This is a genomic window from Mycobacterium sp. NGS56 (assembly GCF_059812425.1).
The window spans coordinates 443,947-457,935 of the sequence record NZ_JCALCQ010000001.1; the positions used below are offsets into that span (position 1 = coordinate 443,947).

The 13,989-nt window shown below is 67.3% G+C and carries 13 protein-coding genes and 1 pseudogene; 5 read left to right on the forward strand and 9 right to left on the reverse strand.

From position 1 onward, the window contains the following. Positions 1 to 54: 54 nt before the first annotated feature. A complete protein-coding gene (locus AC5Y4F_RS02050; protein WP_067935198.1) occupies positions 55 to 2,373 on the reverse strand; it encodes an MMPL family transporter in 2,319 nt (772 codons plus the stop codon). Positions 2,374 to 2,682: 309 nt separating this feature from the next. On the opposite strand from AC5Y4F_RS02050, the gene AC5Y4F_RS02055 reads away from it, so the two are divergent. Then, positions 2,683 to 2,805, forward strand: coding sequence for a hypothetical protein (locus tag AC5Y4F_RS02055; protein WP_156655929.1), 123 nt, complete (start codon positions 2,683 to 2,685; stop codon positions 2,803 to 2,805). Positions 2,806 to 2,949: 144 nt separating this feature from the next. Here AC5Y4F_RS02055 and AC5Y4F_RS02060 read toward each other — a convergent pair whose 3' ends face one another. Both AC5Y4F_RS02060 and AC5Y4F_RS02065 read right to left on the reverse strand, forming a co-directional pair. Beyond that, a complete protein-coding gene (locus AC5Y4F_RS02060) occupies positions 2,950 to 3,702 on the reverse strand; it encodes a 3-hydroxyacyl-CoA dehydrogenase (RefSeq protein ID WP_067935195.1) in 753 nt (250 codons plus the stop codon). 43 nt (positions 3,703 to 3,745) lie between these two features. Continuing rightward, a complete protein-coding gene (locus AC5Y4F_RS02065) occupies positions 3,746 to 4,840 on the reverse strand; it encodes a CaiB/BaiF CoA transferase family protein (protein ID WP_499994882.1) in 1,095 nt (364 codons plus the stop codon). 120 nt (positions 4,841 to 4,960) lie between these two features. Between AC5Y4F_RS02065 and AC5Y4F_RS02070 the strand changes: the two genes are divergently transcribed. Both AC5Y4F_RS02070 and AC5Y4F_RS02075 read left to right on the forward strand, forming a co-directional pair. Beyond that, on the forward strand, positions 4,961 to 5,773 hold the full coding sequence (locus AC5Y4F_RS02070; RefSeq protein ID WP_499994883.1) for an enoyl-CoA hydratase: 813 nt from the start codon (positions 4,961 to 4,963) through the stop codon (positions 5,771 to 5,773). Positions 5,774 to 5,865: 92 nt separating this feature from the next. Next, a complete protein-coding gene (locus tag AC5Y4F_RS02075) occupies positions 5,866 to 7,209 on the forward strand; it encodes a DUF2867 domain-containing protein (protein ID WP_499994884.1) in 1,344 nt (447 codons plus the stop codon). Between the two features lie 2 nt (positions 7,210 to 7,211). Here AC5Y4F_RS02075 and AC5Y4F_RS02080 read toward each other — a convergent pair whose 3' ends face one another. Then, positions 7,212 to 7,934, reverse strand: a complete 723-nt coding sequence (locus AC5Y4F_RS02080) for a CPBP family intramembrane glutamic endopeptidase (protein ID WP_499994886.1) — start codon at positions 7,932 to 7,934, stop codon at positions 7,212 to 7,214. Beyond that, positions 7,931 to 9,079 (reverse strand): NAD(P)H-binding protein, encoded by a 1,149-nt coding sequence (locus AC5Y4F_RS02085; RefSeq protein WP_499994888.1) that lies wholly within the window; start codon positions 9,077 to 9,079, stop codon positions 7,931 to 7,933. The genes AC5Y4F_RS02080 and AC5Y4F_RS02085 overlap by 4 nt, the downstream gene beginning before the upstream one ends. 313 nt (positions 9,080 to 9,392) lie before the next feature. On the opposite strand from AC5Y4F_RS02085, the gene AC5Y4F_RS02090 reads away from it, so the two are divergent. Next, entirely contained in the window at positions 9,393 to 9,893 is a 501-nt protein-coding gene (locus AC5Y4F_RS02090) for an isoprenylcysteine carboxyl methyltransferase family protein (protein WP_067935182.1), read from the forward strand. Next, positions 9,890 to 10,906 (forward strand): NAD(P)/FAD-dependent oxidoreductase, encoded by a 1,017-nt coding sequence (locus AC5Y4F_RS02095; RefSeq protein WP_499994890.1) that lies wholly within the window; start codon positions 9,890 to 9,892, stop codon positions 10,904 to 10,906. The genes AC5Y4F_RS02090 and AC5Y4F_RS02095 overlap by 4 nt, the downstream gene beginning before the upstream one ends. Before the next feature lie 125 nt (positions 10,907 to 11,031). Here the strand turns inward: AC5Y4F_RS02095 and AC5Y4F_RS02100 are convergent, their stop codons facing one another. From AC5Y4F_RS02100 to AC5Y4F_RS02115, 4 genes and pseudogenes are all read right to left on the reverse strand, one after another. Beyond that, positions 11,032 to 11,823 carry a crotonase/enoyl-CoA hydratase family protein gene (locus AC5Y4F_RS02100; RefSeq protein ID WP_499994891.1) on the reverse strand — a complete coding sequence of 264 codons (792 nt, stop codon included), beginning with the start codon at positions 11,821 to 11,823 and terminating at the stop codon, positions 11,032 to 11,034. Next, positions 11,820 to 12,968: a thiolase family protein gene (locus tag AC5Y4F_RS02105; RefSeq protein WP_067935174.1), complete on the reverse strand. Its 1,149-nt coding sequence runs from the start codon at positions 12,966 to 12,968 to the stop codon at positions 11,820 to 11,822. Before AC5Y4F_RS02105 ends, AC5Y4F_RS02100 begins: the two co-directional genes overlap by 4 nt. A gap of 166 nt (positions 12,969 to 13,134) precedes the next feature. After that, positions 13,135 to 13,744 (reverse strand): annotated as a pseudogene (locus tag AC5Y4F_RS02110) (lysophospholipid acyltransferase family protein); the annotation flags it as partial. After that, positions 13,741 to 13,968, reverse strand: coding sequence for a hypothetical protein (locus AC5Y4F_RS02115; protein ID WP_499994894.1), 228 nt, complete (start codon positions 13,966 to 13,968; stop codon positions 13,741 to 13,743). The gene AC5Y4F_RS02115 and the pseudogene AC5Y4F_RS02110, both read right to left, overlap by 4 nt. Positions 13,969 to 13,989: the final 21 nt, after the last annotated feature.

The window sequence follows — 13,989 nt, forward strand, 5'->3', positions numbered from 1 at the left end:
ATGGTCTGGATAAACGACGGTCTGAATAAACGATGGTCTGGATACACGGCGGCGTTAGCCGATATTGGCCACCGGCTCGGGGAGCTCGGGTCTTCCGGCCGGTTCTAGCTTTTCGGGGGTCTCTTCGGCCGCATTCTCGCTGATGCCGAATCGGTCGTGCAGCCATGCCAGGGGCTTGGGCGCCCACCAATTCCATCGGCCCATCACATGCATGAAGGCCGGGACGACGACCATCCGCACCAGGGTGGCGTCGGCGAAGACGGCAAGCGTCAGCCCGAGGCCGAACATCCTCATGAACGAGACGTGGGCCGCGATCAGCGCCGCGAACGACATCGACATCACCAATGCGGCCGCGGTGATCACCCGGCCGGTGCGGGCGACGCCGAGCGCCACGCTCTCGTCGTTGGCGGCGTGGGCATGCTTCGCTGTCGGCTTCGCCGGCCGCGCGGCGCCGGAAGCCAGCCAGTACTCACGGATCCGGGAGAGCAGGAACACCTCATAGTCCATGGACAACCCAAAGGCGATGCAGAACAGCAGCACCGGCATGTTCGCCACCAGCGTTCCGCTCGGCGTCGTTCCGAGCGCACCCAGATGGCCGTCCTGGAAGATCCACACCAACGCACCGAACGCAGCCGTCAACGACAGGACGTTGCAGGCCAGCGCCTTGGCCGGCAGCAGCACGCTGCCGGTGAGCAAAAACAGCAACACGAAGGTGATCGCCGCCATCAACCCGAGGACCAGCGGAAGCCGGTCCGTCACGGCCTCGACGCTGTCGCGATTGACCTGGGCCAGCCCGCCCATCTCGACGGATCGGCCAGCGGGTCCGGGCACCCGGTGCAGCCGTTCGAGCTGGGTCTCGTTCGCCGAAGAAAACAGCGGCGCCGTGCTGCTGACGGTCAGAAATGCGCTGCCGTCGGCCAGCCCGGTGGCCCCGGACGGCGGTCCGACGCGGTTGCCGGCCGTGAAGGTGCCGCCGGGGCCTGACACCGCCGAGACGTCGGCAACCCGCGACAGATCGGCGGCGTAGGTGTCGAAGTCCGACGGGCTCAAGCCGGTGGCTTCGGGGATGACGACGGGCACCGACGTCGCCGAGTCGTGCGCGAAATCGTTGCGCAGCCGGTCGCCCACCTGATGCGACGACGCCGACCGGGGCAGCACCCGATCGTCGGGGAAGCCCCACGCCACACGGAGGAAGGGATACCCGAGTAGCAACAGCAAGGCGACGACGGTCAGGCCGATCGGCGCCCAGCGGCGCATCACGAACTTCGTGGACCGATACCAGAACAGTTGCTCGACCGGTCCATGCACCGGTTCGGGGCGCCGCAACGTCTTGCGCACCATGCGGCGCACGTCCAGGGCGTCCAACCGCGGGCCCAGCAGCACGATCGCGGCCGGGGTGATCACTATCGAGGCGGCCGCGACGAAGGCAACGGTGGCCACGCCGGCGTAGGCGAACGACTTGAGAAAGTACATCGGGAACGCCACCGTCGCCGACATCGACAACGCCACGGTCACCGCGGAGAACAACACGGTGCGGCCGGAGGTTGCCATGGTCCGGATGAGCGCTTCGTCGCGGTCGTGGCCCTCGGCCAATTCGTCGCGATAGCGGCTGACGATCAACAGCGTGTAGTCGATCGCCAGAGCCAGCCCCAGCGCGGTGCTCAGGTTCAGGGCGAAGATCGATACCTGGGTAGTGAAAGTGATCAGGCGCAATACCGACATCGAACCGACCACGGCCAGCGCGCCCAGCGTCATCGGCAACGCCGCCGCAAGCAGCCCGCCGAACACCCAGATCAGCACCAGGAAGCTCAGCGGCAGAGCGATCAACTCCATCACTAGGAGGTCGGCCTGGTTCTGCGTGTTGATCTGCGCGTACTGCATAGCCGCCCCGCCGGCCCGCACGGTGACGCCGTCACGGTCATGGATGAACTGATCCGCCAACGTCTGCGCATTGCTTTGGGCGTAGTCCTCGCCGCCTTTGAGGTTGACGATGATGAGTCCGGACTTGCCGTCGCGGCTCACGAGGTCCGCTGAAGCTTGTGGTGGCGCGGTCCACGGTGAGGAGACGTTGTAGACGAGCGGGGATTTTTGCAGCCGGTCTACGAGGTCGGTGCCCACCGTCCGGGCCGGTTCGCTGGTGGTGCCGCCCGGCGCGGTAACCAGGATCAGCACCTGCTGGCCACTTTGGCCGAACTTGTCGCTCAACACGCTGCCGGCGCGGCCGGACTCGGAGTGCGGGTCTTGAAAACCACCGGGCGACAGGCTCTTGGCGACGGGAACGCCGAAGACAGCGGCGGCGATGAAAACCAGCACACCGATCGCGATGATGCGTCGGGGCGCCCTGATCGCGACGCGGGCGGTTTTCTGCAGCATTTCCGGCCCTTCCGCTGCCGATGCTCCGTTGCGCCGGCCCCTCGCTAGTCCGCGCCAACGTAACAAACGCTAATTTGCACACGTCGAACAGTGCACTCCCTTTAACACGCAGAGCCGACTCGAACCGTTCAACGCCGTTTTCAAACCGCTCGGACAATAAGAGTCCGGCCAGAAAATGTGCCGCCAAGTAAGCAGCTCACGGCACAAATCCGTGCGGCAGCCACGGACAACCTACTCGCCGGTAAATTGCCAATATTTTCCGAATCGTGACTCAAAGATTCCTTAATGGTGGCCCATACGCTCAGTGTCATGTGGATCGACGACACAAGTGCCGACGTCATCAAGGTTGACTTCGATGCCCTCTACCACGGCGATGTGCTGGTGGAAGGCGAAACCTCGGAGCAGTTCGACGAACTGCAAGCCGCGAGCTGAGGCAAGCCATGAGCATGCTCGCACGGCTGTTGATGGCCGAACCGAACGTCAGTCGATGGTTCCGCAAGTAACCAATTGATCGTGGTTATCACGAAAGCCCCCCGCCGACGCGGGGGGCTTTCGTTTTGTCGGACGGGGTGCGGCTCAGCGAGGCGCCATGCGTATGGCGCCATCCAGGCGGATGACCTCGCCGTTGAGCATCGGATTCTCGACGATGTGGACGGCCAAGGCGCCGTACTCGTCGGGATCACCAAGCCGGGCCGGGTGCGGGACTTGCTTGCCCAGGGACGCCTGCGCCTCTTCGGGCAGCGACCCCAGCAGCGGCGTTTTGAACAGGCCCGGCGCGATGGTCACCACGCGGATGAGCTCGCGCGACAGGTCGCGCGCGATCGGCAGGGTCATACCCACGACGCCGCCCTTGGAGGCCGAGTAGGCGGCCTGGCCGATCTGGCCCTCGAACGCGGCTACCGAGGCGGTGTTGATGATGACACCCCGCTCCTCACCGACCGGCTCGGTCTTGGCGATGCGCTCGGCGGCCAGCCGCAGCACGTTGAAAGTACCGATCAGGTTGACCCCGATTACCTTCTTGAAGCCGTCCAGCGGGAACGGGCCGTCCTTGGACAGGGTCTTGATGGCGTTGCCGATGCCGGCGCAGTTCACGTTGATCCGCAGCGTGCCCATCGACTCCGCCGCGTCCAGCGCTTTTCCGACGGCGCCCTCGTCGGTGACGTCGGCTTCGACGAAGCGGGCGCGGTCGCCCAGCTCGCGTACCGCTTCCTCGCCACGTAGGTCGACCACCACCACCTGGGCACCGCGGTCGAGCAGTCGCTTGGTGGTGGCCAGGCCCAGGCCCGACGCTCCCCCGGTAACGACGGCAACAGCGTCTTTGATCTCCATCTGAGTCCTTTCGTGTACTGCCGACCAACTTGTTGGTTGGGAACTATACCCAGTCGTTCAGCACGTCCGCGGCGTCGCTCACCTGCGACGCGGGGCGCGGGGTCTCCGGCGCGGTGCGGGAGAACCGCGGCGCCGGCAGCGGCTGCAGGCCGCCGTCGACTTCGTAGAACGTGTTCCGCTCGGTGATGTGCGGCTCGGTTTGCACCTCGCCGAAGGCCAGCACCGGCGTCACGCACGCGTCGGAGTCAGCGAACACCTTGGCCCAGTGGTCGCGGTCGTGACTCCGGAACTTTTCGACCAGGATCGCGCGCAGTTCGGGCCAGCGGCTGACGTCGTTCTGCCCGGGTAGGTCGACGCCGTCCAGCCCGAGCCCCGCCAGCATGGCGGCGTAGAACTGCGGTTCGATGGCGCCGACCGCGACGTAGCGCCCGTCGGCGCATTCGTAAGTGTCGTAGTAGGGGGCACCGCCGTCGAGCAGATTGGTGCCGCGCACGTCGGTCCACATCCCGGCGGCGCGCATCTGCCACATCATCTGGATCAGGACGCTCGAGCCGTCCACCATCGCGGCGTCGACGACCTGCCCCTTGCCGGAGGTCTGCCGCTCCCACAGGGCGGACAGGATCCCGAGCAGCAGGAACATCGAGCCGCCGCCGAAGTCACCGACCAGGTTCAGCGGCGGAACCGGCCGCTCGTTCGCCCGGCCGATTGCATGCAGGATGCCGTTCAGCGAGATGTAGTTGATGTCGTGGCCCGCCTGCTGGCTGCGCGGGCCGGTCTGGCCCCAGCCGGTCATCCGGGCGTAGACCAACCTGTCGTTGACCTTGGCGCAGTCTTCGGGGCCCAGGCCGAGCCGCTCGGTGACGCCCGGGCGGTAACCCTCGATGAACACGTCGGCCTTGGCGATCAGTTTGAGGACGAGGCCGCGCCCTTCGTCGGACTTCAGATCGACGGTCACCACCCGCCGGTTGCGCATCATGGCGTCCTTGGCTGTGCCTCCGCCGCCACCCGCGGCCAAAAAGGATGGGCGATCGATGCGCACGACGTCGGCACCCAGATCCCCCAGGATCATCGCGGCGTGTGGCCCGGGGCCGATGCCGGCCAACTCGACAACACGCAGTCCCTTCAACGGTCCAGCCACGATCCACCGACCTTTCGTCTGCTCTGACGCCGTTGACCGTTCGCAACCAAGCCACCGGTCGTTCGACATCTTCGCAGCCGTGCCGGAAGGCCATGCACGCCGGTCACTTATGGTGAGCCCATGACTTCATCCGCGATCGCCACCCTGACACCCGTCGCAGGCCTGGATGTCACGCTGTCGGACGGCGTGCTGTCGGTGACCATCAACCGGCCCGGCAGCCTGAATTCGCTGACTATCCCGGTGATCACCGGAATCGCGGATGCGATGGAGTATGCGGCCACCGACCCCGAGGTCAAGGTGGTGCGGCTGGGCGGCGCCGGGCGCGGCTTCAGCTCCGGTGCGGGCATCAGCGCCGACGACGTCTCCGACGGCGGCGGCGTCCCGCCGGACGAGATCATCCTCGAGATCAACCGCCTGGTACGCGGGATCGTCTCACTGCCGCACCCGGTGGTCGCCGTGGTCCAGGGACCCGCGGCCGGCGTCGGCGTCTCCATCGCCCTGGCGTGCGATGTCGTATTGGCTTCGGAGAGCGCGTTTTTCATGCTCGCCTTCACCAAGATCGGGTTGATGCCCGACGGCGGCGCGTCGGCGTTGGTGGCGGCCGCGATCGGCCGGATCCGGGCCATGCAGATGGCGCTGCTTCCGGAGCGGCTGACCGCCGCAGAAGCCTTGTCGTGGGGCCTGGTCACCGCGGTCTATCCGGCCGGCGACTTCGATGCCGAGGTGGACAAGGTGATCGCCCGGTTGTTGAGCGGCCCGGCGGTGGCATTCGCCAAGACCAAGCTGGCGATCAACGCCGCCACGCTGACCGAGTTGGACCCCGCCCTGCAGCGTGAATTCGACGGACAGTCGGTGCTGCTGAAATCCGCCGACTTCGTCGAGGGCGCAACGGCCTTCCAGCAACGGCGCGCCGCGAACTTCACCGACCGCTGACGTTGTTGCCGTGATCGGCCGCAACGCTTAATCAGCCGTTGATGAGGTAATCCTCCTCGTCAGACGAATGGCTGACGAACGACGGAGGATCGATGCCCGAACAGGTGCGGTGCCTGGTAACCGGAGCGACCGGCTACATCGGTGGGCGCCTGGTGCCCCGACTGCTGGACGAGGGCCATCGCGTTCGGGCCTTGGCGCGCAACCCCGACAAGCTCGCGCAGGTGCCGTGGCGGCAACAGGCGGACGTGGCACGCGGCGACCTCGGTGATGTCGATTCACTGATCGCCGCGTTCGACGGCATCGATGTCGTCTACTACCTCGTCCACTCCATGGGCACCTCGAAGGACTTCGTCGCGGAGGAAACCCGCGCCGTCCGCAACGTCGTGACGGCCGCGCAGCGCGCCGGGGTGCGCCGAGTGGTGTATCTGAGTGGGCTGCATCCCGAAAACAGCGATCTCTCACCCCATCTCGCATCGCGCCGGGCCGTCGGTGACGCGCTGATCGACTCCGGCATCGAGACCGTGGTGCTGCAGGCCGGGGTGGTCATCGGTTCCGGATCGGCCTCGTTCGAAATGATCCGGCACCTCACCGACCGACTGCCGGTGATGACCACGCCGAAATGGGTGCACAACAAAATCCAGCCGATCGCGGTGCGCGACGTGCTGTACTACCTGGCCGCGGCGGCGACGGCCCCGGTCCCGGAGTCGCGCACCTGGGACATCGGCGGGCCGGACGTATTGGAATACGGCGACATGATGCGCGTCTACGCCGACGTGGCGGGCCTGGGCAAGCGCTACCTGATCGTGCTGCCCTTTTTGACCCCGACGATCGCCAGCCTCTGGGTCGGGACCGTGACGCCGATCCCGCCCGGCCTGGCGCGGCCGCTGATCGAATCGCTGGAATGCGATGCGGTGATGCGCAATTCCGACATCGACGGCATCGTCGCGCCACCGCCCGGCGGCCCGACCGGCTACCGGCGGTCCGTAGAACTCGCGCTTGCGGGCGCGGCGCGTGGTGCGCCCGAACCGACGTGGTCGTCGTTGCGGGCCGAACCGGCCGAGGCGCTGCCCACCGACCCGGATTGGGCGGGCGAGATCGTGTACACCGCCGTGCGTACCGCCGCGACCACTGCCGCTCCCGCGAGCGTCTGGAAGGCGGCGGAGGACGTGCTGAGTTCGCGCGCTAGCGGGTGGAAGGTCGAGGAGCGCACGGCGGGAACCCTGTTGCGGCTGCGCTCCACAAAGCGAGCGCCGGGATGCGAGTGGCTCGAGATTGCGGTCATGGGCCAAGACGATGGCGACACGCGCTATATCCAGCGGTCCACCTTCCTACCGAGGGGCATCCCGGGGCGGGTGTACTGGTTCTTCGTTCGGCCAATCCGCTCCGTCACGATGCGCGCTCTGGCCCGCGACGTCGTCGCGTCCGCGCAAGGGTGAGGTCAGACGCCGAACATCGGGGGCAGCGCGAGAACCATGATCAGTCCCCATACCAAGTGGGTGAGCACCGGCGCCAACACGCCGCCGGTGGCCCGGCGCTCGAACGCGCACACCGTGCCCAGGATGATCGCGGCGAAGCCGAGCATCGGGTTGCCGCTGGCCAGCGTCGCGCACGTATAGAGGACAGTCGAGATCACTATCGGGTGATAGCGGCCCAAGGCGGTGTAGAGCGCGCCGCGAAAAAACACTTCCTCGGCGATGGCGTTGACGAGCGTGATCGCCACGATCACCGGATACCAGCCGTGGTGGGCGTAGAGCAGCACCCGGGTTATCAACTCCGCCACAGGTGTGATCTGCCGCGCGATCAGCCCGCCTATCACGAAGGCCCCGCCGAGCAGGAGGCCGATCGTCGTCCCGGTGATGACCGGCCGCTGGTTACGTCCCCGCCAACAGATACCACCAAGGTGCAGCGGGCCGGAAATCAGCGCCCCTGCGGTCCACACCGCAGCGAGTGCGAGGGTCAACCAGTAGAAGCTTGCATCCCCTGGATGACGCCGCAACGAAAAGCCGAGCACCCCGGCGCCGATGACCACGGTGATGGCGACGACGACCCGCCGCCGCCGCACCACCCGGGGCGACTCATGATGGGGCACAGCAACATTGGTGACCGCACGGCGGAACTCGGTGAACACGCCGGTGTGATACGGACTCGTCGACTGGGTCATGCAGGACGGACCTTCGGGGTCAGGGCGATCATGATGTCGAGGCCGGTGCGCACCGCTCCGGCCACCGGACCGGGGACCATGTTCACCAGCCCCAGGGTAGGCCGCACGACCGGCGGGGTGACCCGCCGCGCGAGTCGGCGGATGCGCAGCGCATCGCCGCCGGCCCAGGCGGGATCGGTGTTGGCCAGGTGGTGTGGATCGGCCAGCGCGTTGACCGGACGCGGCCGGTGCGTGGACTGTCCGGTCAGGGCCAAGGCAATGGACTCGTCGATGCCCAGCAGGCCGCCCGGCGGGTCCGGAACGTGGTCGCGTAGCCCGCTGGCGGAAGCCACCATCGGGTGGTCCAGCGATTCCACCAGATCGCCCGCCAGTCCCGGCGGCACCGGCAGGGCGACACCCGTGATCAGCGACGCCAGCGTGGTGTCGATCCTGCCCACGGGCAGCCCGGTATGCCAGCGGCCGGAGACGCGTGCATACGCCTTGAGCAGGTGCCGGTAGGACGTGGTCTCCGGCCCGGCTATGTCGTACGCCCCGGCGGGCACCAAGTCTCGATCGGCCGCGGCCACGAGATAGCGCAGGACATCGCGGATGGAGATCGGGTCGATCGGGTTGTCCATCCAACTCGGGATCGGGATCAGCGGGAAACGGTCACCGACATAGCGCATCATCTCGAACGACGTCGAGCCGGCGCCGATGATGATCGCCGCGCCCAGCCAGACCAGCTCCGGGCCGTCCGGGAGGGTGAGCGCCTCGGCCACCTCGGCTCGGCTGGTCAGGTGCTCGGACAGGTCTTCGTCAGCGGGCACGAAGCCGCCCAGGTAGACGATGCGTGGCACCCCGGCCTCACGAGCCGCCGCCGCGAAGTTCGCGGCCGCGGTTTTGTCGGCGTCGCGAAATCCCGGCTGGCCGATCGCGTGCACCAGGTAATACGCCACGTCGACGGGCCCGCAACTGGCGAAAGCGGAGGCCAACGTCTCGGGGTCGGCCGCGTCCAACTTCACCGGCGTGACGTCGTCGAACCAGCCAAAACGCTTGAGGCGCGCAGGGTTTCGCGTCGCCGCCACCACCTGGTGCTGATCGTCCAGCAGCGCGGTGACCAGGCGTGATCCGACATAACCGGTGGCACCGGTGACCAGAGCCCGCATACCCCGACCCTAGCGACCCGCCCGCGCGGCGGGCATCTGAACCGGCGGTGCGGCGGCGCCGTCACCCCGATATGGACGGAGGTGGCGATTTCGCCGGCTCGACGGGCGCCGCGCTGACACTGACGCGCGTTGCTGGCGTTGCGATGAAGTTTCCATCCCATCGCTATACCCAAAGTGAAGCTCGTCCCCGCGTCGGCCGATATCGGCGATGCACCGATGCCGGGAGCGATCAGCCCGATGATCGCGTTGGGGCAGACGCTCCGCGCCGAGCTGCCGCTTTCGGCCCGATAGTGAGCTGGTAAAGACTGTAGCCATGTATTACCTGCTGGTGCTGGCGGTCGGACTCGAACGCGTCGCGGAGCTGGTGGTCTCTACCCGCAATGCGCGCTGGTCGTTCACCCAAGGCGCCAGGGAATTTGGCCGATCCCACTATCCGGTCATGGTGCTCATTCACACCGGTCTACTGGTGGGCTGCCTGGTCGAGCCGTGGGCGCTGCACCGGCCGTTCATCGCATGGCTGGGCTGGCCGATGCTGGCGGTGGTGGTGGCCAGCCAGGCATTGCGGTGGTGGTGCATCACGACGCTCGGACGGCGGTGGAACACCAGGGTGATCGTTCTGCCACAGGCCCCATTGGTGCGTCAGGGCCCCTACCGCTGGCTACATCATCCGAACTACGTTGCGGTCGTGGCCGAGGGGTTGGCGTTGCCGTTGGTCCATACCGCGTGGCTGACCGCCGCGGTTTTCACGCTGGCCAACGCCGCGCTGCTCAGGGTGCGCCTGCAGGTGGAGAACTCCGCGTTGGGTTACACGTGACGGATTACGACGCGGACCTATTGATCGTGGGCGGCGGCCCCGGCGGGCTGGCCACGGCGTTACACGCTCGACGCCTCGGACTTTCGGTGATCGTGGCCGAGCCCCGGGACAACCCCATCGACAAGGCGTGTGGCGAGGGGTTGATGCCCGGCGGGCTGGCCGAACTGACCTCGCTGGGCGTGGATCCCGTCGGCATACCTTTCCATGGAATCGCCTACGTGAGTGAACGACAGCAAGCCCAGGCGCGCTTCCGCGGCGGCCCGGGCCGTGGCGTGCGTCGCACCACATTGCATGCGGCGCTGGCCGCGCGCGCGAAAGAGCAAGACACCGACTGGATCCGCACGCGGGTGACCAGCGTGGCCCAGGACGCCCACGGGGTTTCGGCCGCCGGCGTGCGAGCGAAGTGGTTGGTGGGGGCCGACGGGTTGCATTCACAGGTCCGGCGCGCCGCTGGAATCGCGGTGACGGCGGGGACGCCGCGGCGCTACGGGGTGCGCTGGCACTTCCGCGTTCCGGCATGGTCGGACTTCGTCGAGGTTCATTGGTCGCGTTGGGGTGAGGCGTACGTGACACCGGTCGAGCCCGACCTGGTCGGGGTGGCGATCCTGTCGCCTAACCGGCCCGACCTGGCGTGGTTCCCGAAACTGGCCCGCCGGCTGCGCCGCGCCGACTCGGGACACCCCCGGGGCAGCGGGCCTTTGCGACAGGTGGTCTCCCGCCGGGTCGCGGGGCGGGTACTGCTGGTCGGGGACGCAGCCGGTTACGAGGACGCGCTCACCGGCGAGGGCATCAGCCTGGCGCTCAAGCAATCCGCCGCGGCCGTCGACGCCATCGTCAACGAGACGCCGGGGTCCTACGAGCGGGCGTGGCACCGGATCACCCGCGATTACCGGCTGCTCACCCGCGCGCTGGTGCTGGCCAGCTCGCCGCGAGCGGTCCGGCGCGCCGTCGTGCCGACGTGCTCGTTGCTACCCACGGTGTTCGACCGCGGCGTCAACATCCTCGCGCGCTAGCGATCGTCACCAGTCCTGCCGGTGACGACCCGCGGCGCCCGGCTACGCCGCGCTAGCGATCGTCACCAGTCCTGCCGGTGACGACCCGCGGCGCCCGGCTACGCCGCGCTAGCGATCGTCACCAGTCAGCGTGCCTTCCAGACCGGCTCCCGCTTCTCGGCGAACGCGCGCGGTCCCTCCTTGGCGTCTTCGGAGTGGAGCAGGGCCTTCATCTCGCGCATGGTGCGCTCCCAACCCGGTTCGTCACCCACCACGACGCCGTCGTCGACACCGTAGGCGACCCGCTTGCTGGCCTGCACCGACAATGGCGCGTTGACGGTGATCCGCGCGGCCAGCGCCAGGGCGGCGTCCAGCACCGAGCCCTGCGCCACGACCTCGTTGATCAGCCCCCATTCGCAGGCGGCGGCCGCGCTGAGCGGCTCGCCGGTCAACAGCAGCCGCATCGCGACCTTGCGCGGCAGCTGCTCGGCGATGCGAAAGACGCCACCGGCGGCGGCGATCAATCCCCGCTTCACCTCGGGGAGGCCGAACTGCGCGCGTTCGTCGGCCACCACCAAGTCACTGGCCAGCGCTAGCTCGGTGCCACCGCCGAATGCCGTCCCGTTCACCGCCGCGATCGTGGGCTTGTCGATGAAGTGGTGGACGTATCCCGCAAAGCCCCACTCGGGATGATCGGGGTGATAGAGATTCTCCCGCCGGGCGATCGCCTTGAGATCGGCCCCGGCGCAGAACGACTTGTCGCCCGCGCCGGTGACCACCACCGCGCGCACCTCGGGGTCGTGCTGCGCCTCTTCGAGGGCATCGCCGAGACCGATGCTGACGGCGGCGTTCACCGCGTTGCGGGCTTCCGGCCGGTTGATGGTTACCACCATCACGTTGCCCCGGCGCTCGACCAGAGCCCCCGGCGCCTCCGTCACAGCAGTTCCACGATGGTGGCGTTGGCCTGACCGCCACCCTCGCACATGGTCTGCAGACCGTACTGAATTCCCTTGTCTCGCATGTGGTACAGCAGAGTGGTCATGATCCGGGCACCGGACCCGCCGAGCGGGTGGCCCAGCGCGATGGCGCCGCCGTTGGGGTTGAGCTTCTTCTCGTCGGCGCCGATGTCCTTGAGCCAGGCCAGCGGAACCGGCGCGAACGCCTCGTTGACCTCGTAGGCGCCGATGTCGTCGATGGACAGCCCGGAGCGCTTGAGCACCTTTTGGGTCGCCGGGATGGGCGCCGTGAGCATGATCACCGGGTCCGCACCGGCCAGGGCCGCCGTGTGCACCTTGGCGATCGGCTTGAGCCCCAGTTCCTTGGCCTTCTCGGCGGACATGAACAGGATCGCCGCCGAGCCATCGGAAATCTGCGATGAGTTCCCGGCGTGAATCACCCCGTCCTCCTTGAACGCCGGCTTCAGCGAGGCCATCTTCTCCATCGGCGTTCCGCGGCGGATGCCTTCGTCCTTGAGAATCACGTTGCCGTCCTGGTCCTTGATGCCCACGATCTGGTCATCGAAGGCGCCGGCATCTTGTGCGGCGGCGGCCTTTTCATGAGAATCCAGGGAGAACTGGTCGAGCGCGGTGCGGTCGAACCCCCACTGCTCGGCGATCATCTCCGCGCCGATGCCCTGATTGGGGATCTGGCCTTCGTAGCGGTCGAGGAAAGCCTGGGGATACGGGCGCCCGCCGTTGGCCAACGACGCGCCCATCGGGGTCCGCGACATCGACTCGACGCCACCGGCGACGACGACGTCGTAGTGCCCGGCGATGACGCCCGCGGCCGCGAAGTGGATGGACTGCTGGCTCGAGCCGCACTGCCGGTCCACGGTCACGCCTGGAACGGTCTCGGGCCAGCCGGCGGTCAGCAATGCCGTGCGGCCGATGTCGAGGGCCTGCTCACCGGCCTGCATGACGCAACCCCAGATGACGTCGTCGACCAGGCCCGGGTCGACGCCCGCCTTGTCGACCAGGCCGTTAAGCACCTGTGCGGACAGATCCGCGGCGTGTACCCCGGATAATCCGCCGTTGCGCTTGCCGATCGGTGAACGCACTGCCTCGACGATGACGGCTTCAGCCATGGTCTTGTCTCCTTGACATGTGGGACTTCGAAAAGAGTGGGAGTCTTGCGTTGATTGTCAACCAAGGGGTTGGGCGGGGGAAGCCCGGGGTGCCATGGGCGTCCACAGCCCAGCCCACGGCTACCGACGAGATCGGAACGAACCAGAAATTTGTTCGCCCGCCACACGCGGATAACCCGAACGGGAATCCGACGGTGATCGGCAGAATGTCGGACCGCCACCGCGACAGGCCCAGGCGCTTCGCCAGCCACGTACCACGGGTGAGGAACAGTTGGCTTTCCTGCCCGCCGATGGAGACCGCAGGCACGATCGGCACCTGCGCGTCAATCGCTGACCTGACGTATCCAGTCCGGCCGTTGAAGTCAATGACGTTCTCCGCCAACGTCGGCCGGTAGGCGTCGTAGATTCCACCCGGAAACACCAGCACCACACCGCCGGATCGCAGCGCTCGCGCCGTGTTTTTCGATGTGGCGCGAATGACCCCCGAGGCGGCCCAACCATTCCGACATCGGCCCGACGAACATCCCGTCGTGGCCGAGCGTGTACAGCGGACGCCGATAGCCGAACCTGCGGTAGAAGGCGGCGGCGAAGATCAGCACGTCGGGGGTGAGCATCCCGCCCGAATGGTTGCCGACGATCAGGGCACCGCCATCGGTCGGCACCGATTCAAGCCCGCGAACTTCGAAGCGAAACCATCGCCGTGCCAGTGGTTCTGCCGCGGCGACCAAGCGTTCGGTGAGGCCGGGATCCCACTCGCCGATGTCGTCCGCACTCACGAAATCGGGGTGAACTCGAGGTGCAACTCGGACAGCCCCCGCATCTGCCAGGTCGGGTCGTGAGTGTAGCGACGAGCGTCCGGCGGCCCATGCTTGTCCTCCGTGATCGCGATGTCCGACATCCTCAGCGCGATCGCACGCTCGCCCGCATGCACATTTGCCCGCTCAACCGGCCCCTGCTCAACCGAGATTGCCGCCACGGTCGCGATCAGTCTGAAAATCACGACCCTGACGGCAATCTCGTC

Coding starts and splice junctions, on each gene's coding strand:
- AC5Y4F_RS02050 (WP_067935198.1), bottom strand. CDS start 2,373: ATGCTGCAGAAAACCGCCCGCGTCGCGATCAGGGCGCCCCGACGCATC.
- AC5Y4F_RS02055 (WP_156655929.1), top strand. CDS start 2,683: ATGTGGATCGACGACACAAGTGCCGACGTCATCAAGGTTGACTTCGAT.
- AC5Y4F_RS02060 (WP_067935195.1), bottom strand. CDS start 3,702: ATGGAGATCAAAGACGCTGTTGCCGTCGTTACCGGGGGAGCGTCGGGC.
- AC5Y4F_RS02070 (WP_499994883.1), top strand. CDS start 4,961: ATGACTTCATCCGCGATCGCCACCCTGACACCCGTCGCAGGCCTGGAT.
- AC5Y4F_RS02075 (WP_499994884.1), top strand. CDS start 5,866: ATGCCCGAACAGGTGCGGTGCCTGGTAACCGGAGCGACCGGCTACATC.
- AC5Y4F_RS02080 (WP_499994886.1), bottom strand. CDS start 7,934: ATGACCCAGTCGACGAGTCCGTATCACACCGGCGTGTTCACCGAGTTC.
- AC5Y4F_RS02085 (WP_499994888.1), bottom strand. CDS start 9,079: ATGCGGGCTCTGGTCACCGGTGCCACCGGTTATGTCGGATCACGCCTG.
- AC5Y4F_RS02090 (WP_067935182.1), top strand. CDS start 9,393: ATGTATTACCTGCTGGTGCTGGCGGTCGGACTCGAACGCGTCGCGGAG.
- AC5Y4F_RS02105 (WP_067935174.1), bottom strand. CDS start 12,968: ATGGCTGAAGCCGTCATCGTCGAGGCAGTGCGTTCACCGATCGGCAAG.